This window comes from Mucilaginibacter yixingensis (genome assembly GCF_041080815.1).
In the GTDB taxonomy this organism is placed as follows: domain Bacteria; phylum Bacteroidota; class Bacteroidia; order Sphingobacteriales; family Sphingobacteriaceae; genus Mucilaginibacter; species Mucilaginibacter yixingensis.
The window spans coordinates 4,448,210-4,465,697 of record NZ_CP160205.1; the positions used below are offsets into that span (position 1 = coordinate 4,448,210).

A 17,488-nucleotide genomic window follows, 5' to 3' on the forward strand; every position below is an offset into this window, starting at 1 on the left:
TTATACGATTTTTATGAATTTAGCAATTGCTTAACATCCAGTTGACAACATGCCCGTTTCTTTGCATAGAGTAATTTCCCTTAATGAGCGTTTAGTTAGTTTGGCAGCCCTCACCAGCCGTTGAGGGCTGTTTTTTTGCCCATTTTTGCTTACGCGATGCAATATTTTACGCCATCTCATCTGCTGTTTTCAGGTATTTTTCCATCACCACATAATCAATTCCATCGCGGGTAAAATGTTTGGCGGTTTCTGCAAATCCGTGGCGGGCATAAAACGCCATGGCATCTACCCGGGCATTGCACCATAATCGGTGCGCACCATTTTCCACAGCATACTGGGTGATATAATTTAAAATAGCGCTGCCGATGCCCTGGCGCTGCAGGGTAGGATCAACCGCCAGTTTGCGAAACTGGAAATCATCGCCCTCATTAAATAGTGACACTACGCCAGCCAGTTTATCAGGCAAAAATGCTCCGAAATGCGTGCCTTCATCATCCTCGGGCATCTGCATTTCCCTCCAATTTTTATCAGGATACATGGCTTTTTGGCGCATTACCCAGGTAACTTCTTGCCTAACCTGCTCTAGGTGGATCTGTTGATTTGCCGTCATAAAAGTGTTAAATGCAAAACCAAGCTACTGCGTGCTGGTTTTAATGTTAAATTTCAACCATGAAAGTAAACCTTTTTATAATTGCGGTGACGATGTTTGCGGTACAAAACTTGCAGGCACAAACCCTAAAAGGCTCAGTTGTTGAAAAAGGCACCAACAGCAAAATGAGCAACGTGTTCATCAGAGACGCCAACTCTAAATATGTAACCCTGACCGATAAGAACGGTAGCTTTGAAGCCAATACCGAAGCCGGGCATACGCTCATTTTTGCTTCGCCGGGCTATATCTCAGATACCCTGTATGTAACCAACCTGCGCAACACCCGCATTGAAATGGTGCCTATGGGTATTGCGCTGCGCCAGGTGACTGTATTATCTACCCGCTCACCAAACTTTAATCCGGAGGTGGAGTATCCCGATGTTTATAGCAAAAGTAAAGTATATGCCCTCTCGCCAACCACCTGGTTCAGTCGCGAAGGTAAAAATGCCCGCCGACTGAAAAAGTTCTTTTCTAACGAGGTAAAAGAGCGTCATGTCGATTCGGTATTTACCCGTGCCTATGTAGGTAGCATTGTGCCACTGAAAGGCCAGGAACTGGAAAACTTCATGACCATGTATCGCCCCAGCTATGACTTTGTGATGAGCAACGAAGGCGGATCGCTGGCAGTATATATTAATGACTCTTATAAAAAGTTCCGGGCATTGCCACCTGAGAAACGAAAGATGCAGTTGTTGACGGCACCGTGATCCCCCCAACGTCATTGCGAGGCACGAAGCAATCTCTGTCCAGGATATTCAGGACACGCTTGGCCAATCTGCATCCGCAGAGATTGCTTCGTGCCTCGCAATGACGTGATGGAGGTATAACAACTTACAAAAAAGGGGATGCTTCCATCGAAGCATCCCCTTTTTTACTAACAATATCTTTAGGCAGCTTACAGCTCCTCGTCGTGCTGACTGGCATCCAGACCCAGCGCCTCTTCTTCTTCAGACACGCGCAGCGGACTAATCAGATCGGTTACTTTAAGCAATATGTAAGAACCAATGAAAGCAAAGGCCGATACCGCAACCAGGGCAATCAGGTGTTTGCCAAACAGCGTAAACTCGCCGTAGAACAAACCGTTAGCACCTGCAGCGTTAACGCTCTTAGAGGCAAAAACGCCGGTTAACAGCATACCCATCATACCGCCCACACCGTGGCAAGGGAATACATCCAGCGTATCATCAATATTGGTTTTTGAACGCCAGATTACCACCAGGTTACTTACTACGGCAGATACTATACCCACAATCAGCGAGCTTGATACGGTGATGAAACCTGCAGCAGGTGTAACCGCAACCAGACCAACAACGGCACCAATACAAGCCCCCATAGCCGATGGCTTTTTACCACGGAGAATATCAAAAAACACCCATGACATTGCCGCAGCAGCCGAAGCTGTAGTTGTGGTAGCCAGGGCTGTAGCAGCCAGCTCGCCCGATGCCAGTGCAGAACCGGCGTTGAAACCAAACCAACCGAACCACAGCAAACCGGTACCCAGAATTACGTAGCTGATACGTGCAGGCGTGTGCGATTCTTCGGTACGCTTTTTCAGATATAAAGCAGAAGCCAACGCAGCCCATCCGGCAGACATGTGTACTACCGTACCTCCCGCAAAATCAAGCACACCTAATTTAAAGAAGAATCCATCAGGGTGCCAGGTTGCGTGTGCAAGAGGTATATAAATGAGCACAATAAACAGAGAAATGAATATCAAATATGAGTTGAAACGGATACGCTCTGCAAACGCACCTGTTATCAACGCAGGAGTAATAACCGCAAATTTAAGCTGAAACATAGCAAAAAGGATAACCGGGATAGTGCCGCCCAACCATGCAACACCTAAAGTGTTTTGCATCATAAAGAAGGTTTTAGGGTTACCCAAAAAGCCGCCGCCAATATCATCACCAAAGGCTAAACTAAAGCCAAATACTACCCAGATGATGGTGATCAGCCCCATACAAACAAAGCTTTGTAGCATGGTAGAGATCACATTTTTTTTACGCACCATGCCGCCGTAGAAAAAGGCGAGGCCGGGGGTCATTAATAATACAAGAGCGGTAGAGATCAGCATCCAGGCTATATCTGCTCCGTTATATGTTGTTGCCGGTTTTGCCGCAGTTGTGTTACCTGGATACACCAGGGCAAGCAACACAACAATGACTAATATGGCAAATGGTATAATTTTTTTCATGTTTTAATTTCTTTTAATAGTGACAAAGCAATAGCGTGCGCGTACAGCTAAAGCAAGCTGCAGCGACACACACCAAAAGGGTTTAAAGCAGTTTTGGGTGAATGCAGGGTTTACTTCAGCAAGTTTTTAATAAGCATAGAGCGGGTTTTGTAAAGAAACGGAACGCCTTTACAACTGGTTTCTGGCCGGTAAAAAGCAAAAACGATGAGAGTAATCTCCCGGTATATCACGCCGGGAGATTAAATCGTTCATAAATATCTTTTTAACAGCGCACGGTATTACCAAAAAACATGAAAAGGGAAAAGGATGAGTTTACTGCTGCGCACATACCCCGCGCCATACAGCAAATAAGCACAATGAATTGATTTAAGGTATGCTTTTCTGTACCTGCCAAGGCAGTCAAATGAAAAGTTGTTGTAATTGGCCGATCGCCGTTGCGGCCCGCGCAGCATTTGCACCGAACCATTGGCACCGAAGTTATAAATATAGGCTGATTTCTCCTCCTCGCTCCGCGCATCGTATGATGACGGGCGCTCAATCCGCTGCTCGTGCTGCGGTTGCGGCGCCGATCTGTGCATAGCATTGGCACTGGCGACAAATGCCACCATAACCAAAAGCACAGATTTAAGCGTTTTTATATTCATTATTTTACTAAAGTAACAGATTAAATCAAAAAATCATAAATTTTATTAAATAAAACTTCAATATTTTGATTTAACACAATAAAAAAGAACGAATTTTTAGATAAAAATCATACAATAATTAAATTACAATGCTAATTATCTGAATAAAACAATAAAACAGAACAACAAAACCACACAAACACCAAAATTTTAATAGACAATAACAATTTTAGAGACAACATCCCAAATTAAACACCAAATCATCACCTAAAATCAAATCCGTATCTTTGCATCATATGGTAAAACATCTGGATATAACCGTAAGAGGCAAGGTACAGGGCGTGTTTTTTCGCGCCAGCACAAAAGCCGTGGCCGATCAATTAGGTGTACGCGGCACCGTGAAGAACAACCCCGACGGCAGCGTAAGCATTGAAGCCGAAGCCGACGAGGCCACTATGGGCATGTTTTTAGATTTTTGCCACGAAGGCCCCGAAAACGCCCAGGTAGAAGAGGTATTAACTACCGAAGGTCCGTTAAAAAACTATCGTAATTTTGAGGTGTTAAAACGTGGATTGTTTTAATAACTTCGTCTGTTAACATAACTCCAAAGTATTGTCTACTGCTAAAAAATTTGCCGGGCAAACCGCTGTGTATGGCTTAAGCACCATTGCCAGTCGGTCGCTCACTTTCATCATGACTTCGGTTTATACCAGGGCCTACGCAACGGCAGCCTACGGTATAATTACTATCATGTATAGTTATGTATCTATGACCAATGCTGTACTGACATTTGGCATGGAAACCACGTTCTTCCGCTACCTGAATAAGCATAGCGATGATAAGCAACGTGTTTACAACAATGCATTTGCGTCGGTACTGGCAGTAACGCTTCTTTTCCTGTTATTTACGCTACCATTTAGCAACTACCTGGCTAGTTTTGTAGATACAAGCAACACCAAACGCATTGCCGAAAAGGGCATTGCCGTACATAGCACCCTGGGCACCACCCATGCAGATTTTCTAAAATACATCTACCTGTTTATGGCAACCGTAGTGGTTGACGCCTGGTGTGCCATCCCTTTTGTAAAACTGCGTGCCGATGGCAAGCCCGGCCGGTACGGAGCCATCAAGCTAACCAGCGTACTGGTTTTTGTGGCACTCAACCTGATGTTTGTTTATGCAGTACCATTCTGGCTTAACCACAATTATATAGGTGCCGGCTGGATTTCGGGCTGGTATACCAAAGGTTGGGTGGGCTATGTTTTTGTATCAGAGCTATCATCCAGCATCATCACCTTATTCTTGCTGCTGCCAGAGTTGTTGAAAATCCGCTTCAACCTCAATCGTGCTATGCTGGTGCACATGTATGGCTATAGCTGGCCTATATTGATTGCCAACCTGTCTTACCTGGTTAATGAAAACATGGATAAGATCTTACTGGGCAAACTGCTCCCGGCCAACAGCTTGCGTGACGTAGGTATTTACGGTGCCTGTTGTAAAATAGCAGTGTTTCTTAGTATTTTCATCAACGCCTTCAGACTTGGGGCCGAGCCGTTTTTCTTTAACCACGCCAAAAACAAAAATGCAGGCCAAACCTATGCCCGCATTATGGACTACCTGATCATAGCCATCACCCTGATATTTGTTGGACTGATAGCCAACATTGAAATACTGAAGTACTTTATTAAAGGCCGTAATGCCACAGAAACCGCGCTTTTCTGGAGCGGACTGCCCGTTGTACCTCCGCTTATTTTAGGCTATGTGTGCCTGGGGGTTTATATGAATCTTTCGGTGTGGTATAAATTATCAGACCAAACCAAATACGGTCTTTATATATCGGGCATCGGTGCCTTGGTAACCATTGTGCTCAACGTAATTTTCATTCCCAAGTACAGCTATATGGCATCGGCCTGGGTATCGCTTACTGCCTACACGGTCATGATGATCCTCTCTTACATCTGGGGGCAAAAAAACTACCCTATTCCGTACAACCTTAAAAAGAATTTAACGTATATCATTATCTCCATTATCCTCGTTTATTTGTCATTCTATGTATTTAAACGTAATATATTTGCAGGCAATACGTTATTGATCCTCTTCGCCGCTTATGCTTTTATAATGGAAGGGAAACAATTAAAAGCTATCTTTAAAAAATGACCGTTCGCGTAATAAACAAATCAAAAAATAACCTGCCCGGTTACGAGACCGTGCATGCCGCAGGCATGGACCTGCGCGCCGATCTGGAAACCAGCATTGTTTTAAAACCTATGCAGCGCAAGCTCATCCCAACCGGCTTGCATATTGAATTGCCAGAGGGCTTTGAAGCGCAGATCCGTCCGCGCAGCGGCCTGGCATTTAAACATGGCATTGGTATTGTAAACTCCCCGGGCACTATTGATGCCGATTACCGCGGTGAGATCAAAGTACTGCTCATTAACCTGGGCGAAGAAGATTTTGAGATAAACACCGGCGACCGTATTGCCCAGATGATTGTGGCCAAATACGAGCGCATTGAGTGGGAACCAGCCGAAGAGCTAAGCGACACCGTACGCGGCCACGGCGGTTACGGACATACCGGCAAAGCATAAATAATGAACCTGAAGCACGCATCGGTTTTAGGGTTGATACTGGCGCCCGTGCTGGCCTTTTCGCAGGCTAAGCAACCGGCGGGCAATACGCCTGCGCCAGCAACTCAGGTAAAAGCCCTGAGCCAAACCGATAGCCTGATGGTTAAACAGTTGTTTTTCTCTGGCCTGCATGAGAAAACGATGGAGAACTTTGACCAGGCTGCCGACTTTTTTAACCGCGTGCTGCAAACCGATGCTAATAACTCGGCCGCCATGTATGAGCTGGCAGGCCTAAAAAAACTACAAAAAAAAGAAGCCGAAGCCCAGCAACTGCTAGAACGAGCGGTGGCCATCAGCCCAAACAACGAGTGGTTTTGGATTGCCCTGGCCGATAGCTACGAGAAGACCAATGATCTGGTTAAACTGGAGCTGGTTTTTGATCAGCTGATCCGCATTGACCCAGACAAGGCCGATTATTATTTTGATAAAGCCAATGCCTACTACCTGCAAAAGCGGTATGAAGATGCACTGGCCGTTTACGCCAAGCTGGAAGCCGTAACCGGCCTGACCGATGATCTGGTGGCCCAGCGCCAAAAGATCTACCTAAAACTCAACAAGGCAGATCAGGCAGCAGCCGAACTGGAAAAATTGATTGCCGGGAATCCGGGACAAATCAAATACTACCTGCTGTTGGCCGAGATCTATAACTCCAACAAACAGCAAGATAAAGCGCTAAAAACCCTTTTGGATGCCGAAAAGCTGGACGCCAACAACGGCACCGTGCACCTGGCCCTGGCCGATATTTATCGCGATAAAAAAGATAATGATGCCTGCTTTAATGAGTTGAAGCTGGCTTTTGCCATCCCCGAACTGGCTGTAGAACAAAAAGTGAGAATCATACTGGGTTATATCCCCAAGTTTCCGGATGCTAATGCCAAAGCCAGCGCATTGGAGCTGAGCCGGATACTGATTACTGCGCACCCACAAAATGCCAAGGCATTTGCCGTTTATGGCGACATGCTGATGCAAAATGGCCAGTATAAAGAGGCCCGCCCCATCTATAAAAAATCCATCGAACTGGATGCCAACATCTACACCGTGCATGAACAGCTGGTGCGTTTGGATCTGGGCGACAACGACGCCAACGCCGCCCTGAAAGACGGCCAGAACGCGTTGAGCCTTTACCCTAACCAGGCCTGGATGAACTACTTAGTGGGCGTAGCCTATCTGCAGCAAAAGAATTTTGCCAAGGCTATCAGCTACATCAAAAATGCAACTTCATTAGAACTTCAGGATAAAGACCTACTTTCGCAAAGCTTTTCAACCCTTGGCGATTGTTATCACGAACTGAAGGACGACGCAAAGTCAGACGATGCTTATGATAAGGCGCTTACGTATAATCCCGAGAACGTTTACACGTTAAACAATTACGCGTATTATCTGTCGGTAAGAGGACAGCAACTGGATAAGGCGGCACAAATGTCAAAACGCTCTAACCAATTGCAACCCAACACCCCGTCATTTGAAGATACTTACGCGTGGATACTTTTTAAACAAAAGAATTATACCGAGGCCCGGGTGTGGATGGAAAAAGCGCTGGCACATGATAAAGAGCACAGCGCAGTGCAGCAGGAACATTACGGCGATATTATGTTTTACTTAGGCGATGTTAACGGCGCCGTGGCCAACTGGAAAAAGGCCAAAGAGTACGGCGGACAATCACCTGTATTAGACAGAAAGATCAATGAAAAGCGATATATTGAATAAACTGGCAATCGGCACAGCCCTAATGGCTTTGACCGCCTGCCACACACATAAACAAGTTGCCGCCACGCCGGGCGAGGGGGCAACCATATCGTCGCCAGAGCGGGCAGCGGCAAAGCCGGCGCGCAATATGGCGAATGAAAAATTGGCCGCCATACGTGCAAAACAGGTTAACTTTACCACGTTTAGCGCCAAGGCCAAAACCCGGTTGAGTATTGATGGCAACGGCAATGATGTAACGTTGAACATCCGCATTCAGCACGATAAAAAGATCTGGGTATCTGTTACCGCACTGCTGGGCATTGAAGTGGCCCGCACGGTAATTACGCCAGATAGTATTTGGGTGTTAAATCGCCTGCAGAGCAATTACATGCGTAAACCTTTCGGCTACATTTACAAGTATGCGCCGCAGCAGGTAAACTATAAAACCATTGAAAGCCTGTTAACCGGCAACGCGGTGCCAGAGCTATTGAAAGATGGCTCAACCGTGGGTAATGATGGCGCCAACACGGTGGTAACCGGCAACCTGGCCGACTTGGTGTATAAACTCATCGTAGGGCCAGATTTTAAGGTGAGCCAAACCAGCTTGACCAACCAGGCGGCACAAACCCTGCAGGTAAGCAACAGCGCGTTTATACAGGCCGAAGGACGGGTAGTGCCATCGCAAATTGATATTGCGTCGGCAGCGGGTACTAAAAAGGCAAATATCAGCCTGCATTATAACAACGCTGATTTTGACCAGGTGCTGGATTTTCCGTTCAGCGTACCAGATCGTTTTCAAATGGTTAACTGAGATTGATTGTAACTGATGAAATTTATAAAGATATTTTTACTGCTTGTTTTAGTGATCTCGGCATTGGGTGCGTCGGCCCAGAGCAGCGATGAATTAAAACGCCGCCGCGAAAAACTAAACCAGGAGCTGGAAGAACTGAACCGCCAGGCCGACCAGATTTCAAAAGATAAACGCACCAACCTTAAACAGCTCAGCATTCTTAAGGCACAAATTAACCTGCGTACAGAAAAAATTGGTGGCATTAACAAAGAGATTGGCTTACTGGACAACCAGATTACGCAAAACCACAACTCGGTTAGCAATTTGCAAAAACAGCTCAACCAGTTAAAAAAAGAATATGCGGCTATGGTATTGTTTGCTTATCATAACAAAAGCCAGTACAACAAAATGATGTTTGTATTTGCCGCCAGTGATTTTAACCAGGCTTACAAACGACTGAAATACTTGCAGCAGTTTGGCACTTATCGCGAGCGCCAGGCCAACGCCATTACTGAAACGCAAAATGATCTGCATGTAAAGATCAATCAGTTGGATCAGTCTAAAAAAGAAAAAAGCAACCTGTTGCAAGATCAGGAGAAAGAAAAAGCCAACCTGGGTAAAGAAAAAAATGACGAGCAGGATGTTATTGCCGGTTTGAGCCGTCAACAAGGGCAGATCAAACAGCAGCAGTTAGAAAAGCAGCGCAATATTATGCGCCTCAACTCGCAGATTACCGCAGCCATCCGTCGTGAGGTAGAAGCTGCACGCCGCCGGGCCGAAGAAGAGGCACGCCGCCGCGAGGCAGCAGAAGCGGCTAAAGCCAAGGCCGAAGGTCGGGCACCGGTAGTGGTGACTAAAAAAATCACCAGTTCATCAACTACTCGCGAGGTTTTGAACGCCACCCCAGAAGCCGCCCGTTTGTCTAACGACTTTCTGGGCAATAAAGGCCGCCTGCCCTGGCCGGTAGCCAACAGCGGTGGTGTAGTGCAAGGCTTCGGTCGTTACAGCACTGGTGGTATTACTAATGACAACAAGGGCATTGATATCCGCACCAGCGAAGGTGCATCTGTACGTGCCGTGTTTGATGGCGAAGTAAACAGCGTAACCAACATTGGCGGCACGTATGTAGTGCTGATCAGGCATGGTGAGTTCTTTACCGTTTACAGTAACCTGCGCTCGGTAAGTGTATCAAAAGGCCAAAAGGTAGAAGCCAAGCAAACGGTGGGATCTGTAGCGCAAGATCCGGCATCGGGCATGCCTGTTGCGCACTTTGAATTATGGCGCGGCAGCGACGCGGTGAACCCGTCTGCATGGCTGGCAAATTAATTTGAGCTTTGTAAATTTTAAATTATCTATATTTGTAACTTTAATTGGATTAAGATGTTAGCATTTCTGAACATCGGCACGCCGGAGTTGATTTTGATATTGTTTGTTGCCCTGATGCTTTTCGGAGGTGAAAAATTACCAGGACTTGCCCGCACACTAGGTAAAGGCATTCGTGATTTTAAAGATGCCTCTGAAGGCGTAAAGCGCGAGATCAATAATCAGATCTATAACTTCGAAGAAAAAACGCCAGAGCCGGCAAAAACTGAAACACCAGCAGAACCGGCAACTCCTCCTGTAGCTGAAACACCGGCAACAGAAACCAAAGAAGAAAAACCGGCTCCAAAGCCAATTGTTGTTGATACCACACCGGTTGAAGGCACAATGCAATATGGTGGTTACAGCCACCCTGCTGCAGAAGAAAAGCCAAGAGAAACCGACATTGACAAACTGGCTAACGAAGCGAATTCAATACACCCGAATAAATAAATTTACATTTTAAACAATAGGAATCATGGGATTAGGCGCACCAGAGATCATTCTGATCATCATCGCAATTTTATTACTGTTTGGCGGTAAAAAAATTCCTGAATTAATGAAAGGCCTAGGTAAAGGCGTTAAAGAATTCAAGGATGCTCAGAACGGCGAGCACTCTTCAACTTCTGACAAGGAGTAATACATGCCCGTACGGGCTGTAACAATCCTTACCTCATTACAGATATTTAAACTTATCTGCTGACAATTTGCTTTGTCAACGGATAAGTTTTTTTATTTTAGCGGCTATGCTGAAAAACTATACTTCTTTGGTAGACATCACTGCTGAACTGCAAAGCGGAAAACGCACTGTGGAAGGCATGGTTAACGCCTTTTTGCAGCGCATTGAGCAATATGCCCATCTTAACGCCTTTAATGAGGTTTTTGCTGATGAAGCCGTTGTACGCGCCAAAGAAGTTGATGCCCGGATTAAAGATGGCACCGCCGGCAAACTGGCCGGTATGGTGATTGCCATTAAAGATAATATTTGCTACAAAGGACACGGTGTTACCGCGTCGTCAAAAATACTGGATGGATTTGTATCCATCTACTCTTCCACCATTGTAGAGCGTTTGCTGGCGCAGGACGCCGTAATTATCGGTCGCTGCAATTGCGATGAGTTTGCCATGGGCGGCTCAAACGAAAACTCCTACTTCGGTCCTGTAAAAAACTTTGCCGATGAAACCCGTGTTGCGGGTGGCTCATCGGGCGGCTCGGCCGTGGCTGTGCAGGCTGGCTTGTGTCATGCCGCTATCGGTACAGATACCGGCGGTTCGGTGCGTCAACCGGCTGCGTTTTGCGGCGCAGTTGGTTTAAAACCAACTTACGGTCGTATTTCCCGCCACGGTATTATTGCATATGGTTCTTCACTGGATCAGGTGGGACCAATCACCCGCTCTGTTAGCGACGCAGCCCTTTTACTAGAAGTAATGGCCGGACCGGATGATTTTGACAGCACCGCGCTGCAACAACCATTAGAACAGCTCAATCTGAAAGCTGATGGCTCGCCAAAACGCATTGCCTATATTAAAGAAGCCTTAGAGAGCGACGGTACCGATGCCGAGGTGAAAGCCATGCTGCGCAACACCATCGAAAAGTTGAACGCCGAGGGCCACACCGTGGAGCCGGTTACTTTTGAATATATTGATTACCTGGTACCTACCTATTATATCCTGGCTACCGCAGAGGCATCAAGCAACCTGGCCCGCTATGATGGCGTGCACTACGGTTACCGCAGCCCGGACGCTACCGACTTGACCAGCACCTACAAGCTTTCACGTTCTGAAGGTTTTGGTAAAGAGGTAAAACGCCGCATTATGCTGGGCACCTTTGTATTAAGCGCCGGCTATTATGATGCTTATTACGCTAAGGCCCAAAAAGTTCGCCGGTTGATTCAGCAGCGTACAGTGGAGATACTGCAGCAGTATGATTTTATTATGTTGCCTACGGCTCCTGAGCCCGCATTTAAACTGGGGATTGAAGAAAAAGATCCTGTGGTAAGCTACCTTCATGATATTTTTACCGTACAGGCATCACTGGCCGGAGTACCTGCAATTTCTTTACCGGCAGGCAATAACACCCAGGGTTTACCGTTAGCTATACAGCTGCTCGCCAATCACTGCGGCGAGGCGCAACTGTTAAATTTCTCCGATTATCTTTTGAATTTAATTTCAAATTAATAATTTAGTGATTTACTTAACGTTATACGCGCTAACTACAACCACTGTTTAAATAATGAAAAGACTATTTACGTTTGTAATTTGCCTTGCATTATCACAACTCACCAAAGCTAACCCGCTAACTCACGGCCTTCCGGCCGACTCAGGCGCTAACGCCGCCGCCAGACGCGACACCTCGCTGGTACCGGTAGTTGAACCTGTTAGGGTTACTTCGTTTAACACCCCACTTTTTCAGCGCAGGCTGGATTCGGTGCAGAAAGAAGTTCCGCTGAACTATAACGAAATTGTACAAAGCTACATTGATATTTATACCTCATCTGGCCGCCGTGGCGAGATAGGCAAGATCATTGGCTTGTCTAAATATTACTTCCCTATTTACGAGAAGGCTTTCCGCGAGGCGGGCATTCCGGAAGAGATCAAATTCCTCTCCATAGTTGAATCGGCCTTGAACCCTAACGCGGTTTCGCGCGTGGGCGCTACTGGCCCGTGGCAGTTTATGGCTGCTACAGGCAAAGTATTCGGTCTAAGTATTGACGATTACGTTGATGACCGCCGCGACCCGATCAAGGCCAGCTACGCAGCGGCAGCTTACCTGAAAGACGCCTATCAAGAGTTTGGCGACTGGCTTTTAGCCATTGCCAGCTACAACTGCGGCAAAAGCAGCGTAGAGCGTGCTATCGATCGCTCTGGTGGTGCAACCGATTTCTGGTCTATCCGCCCTTACCTGCCTACCGAAACCCGTGGTTATGTACCTGCTTACATAGCCATGGCCTACGTAATGAATTATTTTAATCGCCATAACATCGCACCGCAACCATCGGGCATGTGCAACAAGGCAGATACCATTGTGGTTGATCACATGGTGTCACTCAGCAACATTTCACACCTGTTGCAGATTGATGACCGAAGCCTGTTTGTACTCAACCCTTCATACACCCGTGGCATTATTAACGGCACCGCCAGATCGCCACGCCGCATGGTTTTGCCAGAAGTAGCGCCTGATAAATATGCCGCCCTGTATGATGCATTAAATGGCGACCTTGGCAAAGTGCCAACGGTACAGCACATCAGCTATGTTGCACCAGCTAAAGAGAAAGAAGAAAGCACCGAGACACCAACCTTCCACAAAGTGCGCCGCGGTGAAACCCTGGCCCGCATTGCAGACCGTTACGGTATTGAGCTGCAAGACCTCAAAGCCTGGAACCACATCCGCACCCGAACGGTACCTACCGGCACCCGTCTGCGTTTAACCGAACCGGCCGGCAGTCGTGAAGAAGTAGCTTCGGCAAAAATCGCCTCCAAATCGCTTACTTACACTGTACGCCAGGGCGATACTTTATCTGGTGTTGCCGAGAAGTTTGAGGCTAACATTGAGCGTATCAGAGAAGTTAATAATCTCAAGAACGATGAGCTGCAACCAGGCATGACCTTGAAGATTACTAAAAGCTAACGTAAAAGATATTTATATAAAAAAGGCGCTCTGATGGGCGCCTTTTTTGTTTCTGCCGCTGATTGAAGTGATGATGATTTTGATAATTCATGACAGATAAACACGCTACTTTGGTTTAACCATGTCATGCTGAGGAACGAAGCATCTCTGAGGATAGTCCTCTCTGCTCGTCCTCACAGATGCTTCGCTATCGCTCAGCATGACATGACGGTGTTGCTCAATATCCTCGTAAAAAACCTAATGTTCACTGCAGTTAATTCATCAACCTCATCCTCCCCAAAATCAAAACTTCTTACTAAATTTAATCAGCAACATCAACAAAAATGACACCTGCTGAATACATTGCCACCCAACCCGAAGATCGCCAGGAGATCCTTACCGCGCTCCATGAGGTGATTCTAAAACATGACGCTTCCGTTAGCCCCATTGTAGAACCGATGATGGGTGCCGATATGATTATTTACAAAGAGGACGGCAAAGTGATGAAATATGCACTGGCCAGCGGTAAAAAGCATTTATCGTTACACTGCTTGCCTATGTATATGAACGCGCCTGTGCATTCAAAGTATAGCGCATTACTACCCAGGGCCAAATTTCAAAAAGGGTGCATCAATTTTACCAGCGCCGATGAGCTGCAACCAGCTATTGCCGCTCAACTGATTGATGATTGTGCGCAGATTAATATAACAGCCATATTGGAAGCGCGGAAGAAAAAACGATAACCATTACGCCAGATAGTTAAAAACAGTATCTTGCCCAAAACCAAATCAGGCTGCTTTTTATTTCTAAAAAAACGGTCTGCCACACTCAAACAATTGTAAATTACTACAACTCAAACCGGATTATGAACAATACCAATCGTAAACAGGATGCCCTTAACTACCACGCCAAGGGCCGTCCCGGGAAGATACAAGTTGTACCTACCAAACCCACCAACTCACAGCGCGATCTGACCATGGCCTACTCGCCCGGCGTTGCCGAGCCCTGCCGGGCCATCGCCGCCAATGTAGATGACGTTTACAAATACACCGCTAAGGGCAACCTGGTAGCCGTAATCAGCAACGGCACAGCCGTGCTGGGCCTGGGCAATATTGGCCCGGAGGCGGGTAAACCGGTAATGGAGGGCAAGGGTTTGTTGTTCAAGATCTATGCCGATATCGACGTGTTCGACCTGGAACTGGATGCTACCAATGTTGACGATTTTGTGCGGATTGTAAAAGCACTGGAACCCACCTTCGGCGGCATCAACCTGGAAGATATTTCTGCCCCTACCTGCTTTGAAATTGAGCAACGCTTAAAAGCCGAGATGAATATCCCCGTCATGCACGATGACCAGCATGGCACCGCCATCATCTCGGGCGCGGCACTGATGAACGCCTGCGAAATACAGGGCAAAAAACTGAATGAAATAAAAATGGTAGTGAACGGCGCCGGTGCGGCGGCTGTGTCCTGCTCCAAAATATATCTCTCACTGGGTGTCAAGAAAGAGAATCTGGTGATGTTTGATATCAACGGTGTGCTCACGCCAGATCGTACCGATCTGGATGAGATGCGGCTGCAATTTGCCACCCACCGCACGGATGTAAAAAATCTGGCCGATGCCATGAAGGATGCCGATGTGTTTATCGGCCTGTCTGCCGGCAACGTGGTAACACAGGATATGGTAAGAAGCATGGCTCCCAAGCCCATCATCTTTGCCATGGCCAACCCTGAACCCGAGATTGCTTATGACCTGGCCGTTGAGGTGCGCGATGATTTGATTATGGCTACTGGTCGCTCAGATTTCCCTAACCAGGTGAACAACGTGCTGGGTTTCCCCTTTATTTTCCGCGGCGCGTTGGATGTGAGGGCCACTGCCATTAACGAGGAAATGAAACTAGCTGCTACCAAAGCCATTGCAGAGCTGGCCAAAAAACCGGTTCCCGAGGCGGTGAACCTGGCTTATGATCTGCGGAACCTGAAGTTTGGTAAAGATTATATCATCCCCAAACCGATGGACCCGCGCCTCATCATCGAAGTATCGTCGGCTGTAGCACACGCGGCTATCGAATCAGGCGTGGCGCGTACAGTTATTACCGATTGGGAGGCCTATCACGAAGAATTGCGCGGCCGCATTGGTAAAGATGATAAGCTGATGCGCAACCTCTCGCTCAAAGCCAAAGAGAACCCTAAACGTGTGGTATTTGCCGAGGCTGATAACTACAAAATACTGAAAGCCGCCCAGATTGTAAAAGACGAGGGCATTGCAACCCCTATCCTGCTGGGAAATAAAGAAAAGATCCAGCAAATTATGCTCGAAAATCAGCTGGAGCTGGGCGATGTAAAAATTGTCGACATCCGTAGTAGCGGAGAGGTAGAAAATGCCAAACTATATGCTGATAACCTGTTCAGCAAACGTGCGCGCCGCGGTATTACCGAGTATGAGGCCCGCAAGTTTATGCGAGACCGTAACTATTATGGCGCCAGCATGGTACAGTTTGGCCATGCCGATGCATTGATCTCCGGTCTCACCAAAAACTACGTGGGTATAGTTAAACCTGCACTTCAAATCATCGGTACCGAACCCGGCGTGCGCCGTGTAGTAGGTATGTATATGATGCTGACCAAGAAAGGACCGGTATTTTTTGCCGATACCACCATTAACGAAAACCCAAGCGTGCAGGATCTGGTAGATATTACCGTACTGGTAGAGCGTTCGGTAAGGCAGTTTATCAGCAACCCAAGGGTGGCCGTACTCTCCTACTCTAACTTTGGCTCTAACGATGGCGAGATCCCCGAGAAAACCCGCGAGGCGGTGAGGATACTCCATGAGCAATATCCTGATATGGTGGTAGATGGCGAAATGCAAGCTAACTTTGCCATTAATACCGAATTATTAGCAGACAATTATCCTTTCTCTTCTTTAGTTGGCGAGTCGGCAAATACGCTTATTTTCCCTAACTTAGAGTCGGGCAACATTGCTTATAAACTATTGCAGGAGCTGGGTGATGCAGAGGCTGTTGGCCCCATCCTGCTGGGTATGGATAAACCTATACACGTATTACAATTGGGCAGTTCTGTGCGCGAGATTGTTAACATGATTACCATTGCGGTAGTTGACGCTCAGGCGCATGAAGAGAAGCTAAAAGCATAAAGCCGAAAGAAAAGCTGCTATTGCTAGCAACAGCAGCTTTTCAAAATAAAAAATTGCTTCTGAAGAAATTTGAGTAACATTTAAATATTCTAAACCGTATTACAATAACATCAGGCATTGAGCTTTCTGCTTTTTGCTTTGAGCTTTCAGCTTAATAAAAATGTACGCATATATAGACGGCAAACTGGCCTTTAAAAGTCCCGCCTACGTTGTAATAGACGCAGGCGGGGTTGGATATCAAATCAACATTTCATTAAACACTTACTCGCGACTGGGCGATGCAGAACGTTGCAAGCTTTTTACCTGGCTGCACGTAAAAGAAGACGGGCACACGCTTTACGGCTTTTTTGAAGAGGGCGAGCGCCGTTTGTTTTTGCATCTGATCTCGGTATCAGGCATCGGTCCAAATACCGGCCGGATGATCCTGTCGTCCATCACGCCGGAAGAGATCCAGGCTGCCATTGTAAACGGCAATGTATCGGTTATTCAGCGCATCAAAGGCATCGGCCCAAAATCAGCCCAGCGCATGATCCTGGAGCTGCAGGACAAGCTTAAAAAAGAAGGCCCGGATACCCTTACCCAGATGCCTGTGGTTAACTCGGCTAAGGATGAAGCGCTGGCAGCGTTGGTGATGCTGGGCTTTGCACGTAACGCAGCAGAAAAGGTTATTGATCAAGATATTAACAAAAACGGAAATAATTTAACTGTTGAACAACTGATAAAGTCAGCACTTAAAAGCTTATAATTACAGTAGTCATTTTATTATTTATTGATAGCGATTGGCCCGGATTTTTACTGCT

At 46.8% G+C, this 17,488-nt stretch carries 17 protein-coding genes; 14 read left to right on the forward strand and 3 right to left on the reverse strand.

Translation table 11 applies throughout. The features are described from left to right. Nucleotides 1-166 precede the first annotated feature (166 nt). Nucleotides 167-610, reverse strand: coding sequence for a GNAT family N-acetyltransferase (locus tag ABZR88_RS18230; RefSeq protein WP_107827391.1), 444 nt, complete (start codon nt 608-610; stop codon nt 167-169). 59 nt (nt 611-669) lie between these two features. Here ABZR88_RS18230 and ABZR88_RS18235 point away from each other — a divergent pair, with 59 nt between their 5' ends. Beyond that, nucleotides 670-1,356: a hypothetical protein gene (locus ABZR88_RS18235; RefSeq protein WP_107827392.1), complete on the forward strand. Its 687-nt coding sequence runs from the start codon at nt 670-672 to the stop codon at nt 1,354-1,356. A 188-nt stretch (nt 1,357-1,544) separates the two neighbouring features. Here the strand turns inward: ABZR88_RS18235 and ABZR88_RS18240 are convergent, their stop codons facing one another. Both ABZR88_RS18240 and ABZR88_RS18245 read right to left on the reverse strand, forming a co-directional pair. Beyond that, a complete protein-coding gene (locus ABZR88_RS18240) occupies nt 1,545-2,843 on the reverse strand; it encodes an ammonium transporter (protein WP_107827393.1) in 1,299 nt (432 codons plus the stop codon). A gap of 278 nt (nt 2,844-3,121) precedes the next feature. Next, nucleotides 3,122-3,451: a hypothetical protein gene (locus ABZR88_RS18245; RefSeq protein WP_146166482.1), complete on the reverse strand. Its 330-nt coding sequence runs from the start codon at nt 3,449-3,451 to the stop codon at nt 3,122-3,124. Nucleotides 3,452-3,762: 311 nt separating this feature from the next. On the opposite strand from ABZR88_RS18245, the gene ABZR88_RS18250 reads away from it, so the two are divergent. From ABZR88_RS18250 to ruvA, 13 genes are all read left to right on the forward strand, one after another. Then, on the forward strand, nt 3,763-4,047 hold the full coding sequence (locus ABZR88_RS18250; RefSeq protein WP_107827395.1) for an acylphosphatase: 285 nt from the start codon (nt 3,763-3,765) through the stop codon (nt 4,045-4,047). 31 nt (nt 4,048-4,078) lie between these two features. Further along, complete coding sequence (locus ABZR88_RS18255; protein ID WP_107827396.1) at nt 4,079-5,623, forward strand: lipopolysaccharide biosynthesis protein; 1,545 nt, start codon at nt 4,079-4,081, stop codon at nt 5,621-5,623. Beyond that, nucleotides 5,620-6,054 carry a dUTP diphosphatase gene (gene dut / locus ABZR88_RS18260; RefSeq protein WP_107827397.1) on the forward strand — a complete coding sequence of 145 codons (435 nt, stop codon included), beginning with the start codon at nt 5,620-5,622 and terminating at the stop codon, nt 6,052-6,054. The genes ABZR88_RS18255 and dut overlap by 4 nt, the downstream gene beginning before the upstream one ends. Before the next feature lie 3 nt (nt 6,055-6,057). Further along, entirely contained in the window at nt 6,058-7,800 is a 1,743-nt protein-coding gene (locus ABZR88_RS18265) for a tetratricopeptide repeat protein (RefSeq protein WP_107827398.1), read from the forward strand. Beyond that, nucleotides 7,778-8,590 (forward strand): DUF4292 domain-containing protein, encoded by an 813-nt coding sequence (locus ABZR88_RS18270; protein ID WP_107827399.1) that lies wholly within the window; start codon nt 7,778-7,780, stop codon nt 8,588-8,590. Before ABZR88_RS18265 ends, ABZR88_RS18270 begins: the two co-directional genes overlap by 23 nt. Before the next feature lie 15 nt (nt 8,591-8,605). Continuing rightward, nucleotides 8,606-9,895 (forward strand): murein hydrolase activator EnvC, encoded by a 1,290-nt coding sequence (locus tag ABZR88_RS18275; protein ID WP_107827400.1) that lies wholly within the window; start codon nt 8,606-8,608, stop codon nt 9,893-9,895. 54 nt (nt 9,896-9,949) lie between these two features. Beyond that, nucleotides 9,950-10,381, forward strand: coding sequence for a twin-arginine translocase TatA/TatE family subunit (locus tag ABZR88_RS18280; RefSeq protein WP_107827401.1), 432 nt, complete (start codon nt 9,950-9,952; stop codon nt 10,379-10,381). 25 nt (nt 10,382-10,406) lie between these two features. Next, nucleotides 10,407-10,568 (forward strand): twin-arginine translocase TatA/TatE family subunit, encoded by a 162-nt coding sequence (gene tatA, locus ABZR88_RS18285; protein WP_107827402.1) that lies wholly within the window; start codon nt 10,407-10,409, stop codon nt 10,566-10,568. A gap of 106 nt (nt 10,569-10,674) precedes the next feature. Then, entirely contained in the window at nt 10,675-12,105 is a 1,431-nt protein-coding gene (gene gatA / locus ABZR88_RS18290; protein WP_211309754.1) for an Asp-tRNA(Asn)/Glu-tRNA(Gln) amidotransferase subunit GatA, read from the forward strand. Between the two features lie 55 nt (nt 12,106-12,160). After that, nucleotides 12,161-13,555: a lytic transglycosylase domain-containing protein gene (locus ABZR88_RS18295; protein WP_107827403.1), complete on the forward strand. Its 1,395-nt coding sequence runs from the start codon at nt 12,161-12,163 to the stop codon at nt 13,553-13,555. A gap of 323 nt (nt 13,556-13,878) precedes the next feature. Then, entirely contained in the window at nt 13,879-14,277 is a 399-nt protein-coding gene (locus tag ABZR88_RS18300; RefSeq protein WP_107827404.1) for a DUF1801 domain-containing protein, read from the forward strand. Between the two features lie 122 nt (nt 14,278-14,399). Next, nucleotides 14,400-16,688 carry an NADP-dependent malic enzyme gene (locus ABZR88_RS18305; RefSeq protein ID WP_107827405.1) on the forward strand — a complete coding sequence of 763 codons (2,289 nt, stop codon included), beginning with the start codon at nt 14,400-14,402 and terminating at the stop codon, nt 16,686-16,688. A 160-nt stretch (nt 16,689-16,848) separates the two neighbouring features. Then, on the forward strand, nt 16,849-17,433 hold the full coding sequence (gene ruvA / locus ABZR88_RS18310; RefSeq protein WP_107827406.1) for a Holliday junction branch migration protein RuvA: 585 nt from the start codon (nt 16,849-16,851) through the stop codon (nt 17,431-17,433). Nucleotides 17,434-17,488 lie beyond the last annotated feature (55 nt).

Bases quoted from the DNA above. Each gene is read 5' to 3' on its own strand.
- ABZR88_RS18230 (WP_107827391.1), bottom strand. From the start codon at position 610: ATGACGGCAAATCAACAGATCCACCTAGAGCAGGTTAGGCAAGAAGTT.
- ABZR88_RS18235 (WP_107827392.1), top strand. From the start codon at position 670: ATGAAAGTAAACCTTTTTATAATTGCGGTGACGATGTTTGCGGTACAA.
- ABZR88_RS18240 (WP_107827393.1), bottom strand. From the start codon at position 2,843: ATGAAAAAAATTATACCATTTGCCATATTAGTCATTGTTGTGTTGCTT.
- ABZR88_RS18245 (WP_146166482.1), bottom strand. From the start codon at position 3,451: ATGGTGGCATTTGTCGCCAGTGCCAATGCTATGCACAGATCGGCGCCG.
- ABZR88_RS18250 (WP_107827395.1), top strand. From the start codon at position 3,763: ATGGTAAAACATCTGGATATAACCGTAAGAGGCAAGGTACAGGGCGTG.
- dut (WP_107827397.1), top strand. From the start codon at position 5,620: ATGACCGTTCGCGTAATAAACAAATCAAAAAATAACCTGCCCGGTTAC.
- ABZR88_RS18265 (WP_107827398.1), top strand. From the start codon at position 6,058: ATGAACCTGAAGCACGCATCGGTTTTAGGGTTGATACTGGCGCCCGTG.
- ABZR88_RS18270 (WP_107827399.1), top strand. From the start codon at position 7,778: ATGAAAAGCGATATATTGAATAAACTGGCAATCGGCACAGCCCTAATG.
- ABZR88_RS18275 (WP_107827400.1), top strand. From the start codon at position 8,606: ATGAAATTTATAAAGATATTTTTACTGCTTGTTTTAGTGATCTCGGCA.
- ABZR88_RS18280 (WP_107827401.1), top strand. From the start codon at position 9,950: ATGTTAGCATTTCTGAACATCGGCACGCCGGAGTTGATTTTGATATTG.
- tatA (WP_107827402.1), top strand. From the start codon at position 10,407: ATGGGATTAGGCGCACCAGAGATCATTCTGATCATCATCGCAATTTTA.
- gatA (WP_211309754.1), top strand. From the start codon at position 10,675: ATGCTGAAAAACTATACTTCTTTGGTAGACATCACTGCTGAACTGCAA.
- ABZR88_RS18295 (WP_107827403.1), top strand. From the start codon at position 12,161: ATGAAAAGACTATTTACGTTTGTAATTTGCCTTGCATTATCACAACTC.
- ABZR88_RS18300 (WP_107827404.1), top strand. From the start codon at position 13,879: ATGACACCTGCTGAATACATTGCCACCCAACCCGAAGATCGCCAGGAG.
- ABZR88_RS18305 (WP_107827405.1), top strand. From the start codon at position 14,400: ATGAACAATACCAATCGTAAACAGGATGCCCTTAACTACCACGCCAAG.
- ruvA (WP_107827406.1), top strand. From the start codon at position 16,849: ATGTACGCATATATAGACGGCAAACTGGCCTTTAAAAGTCCCGCCTAC.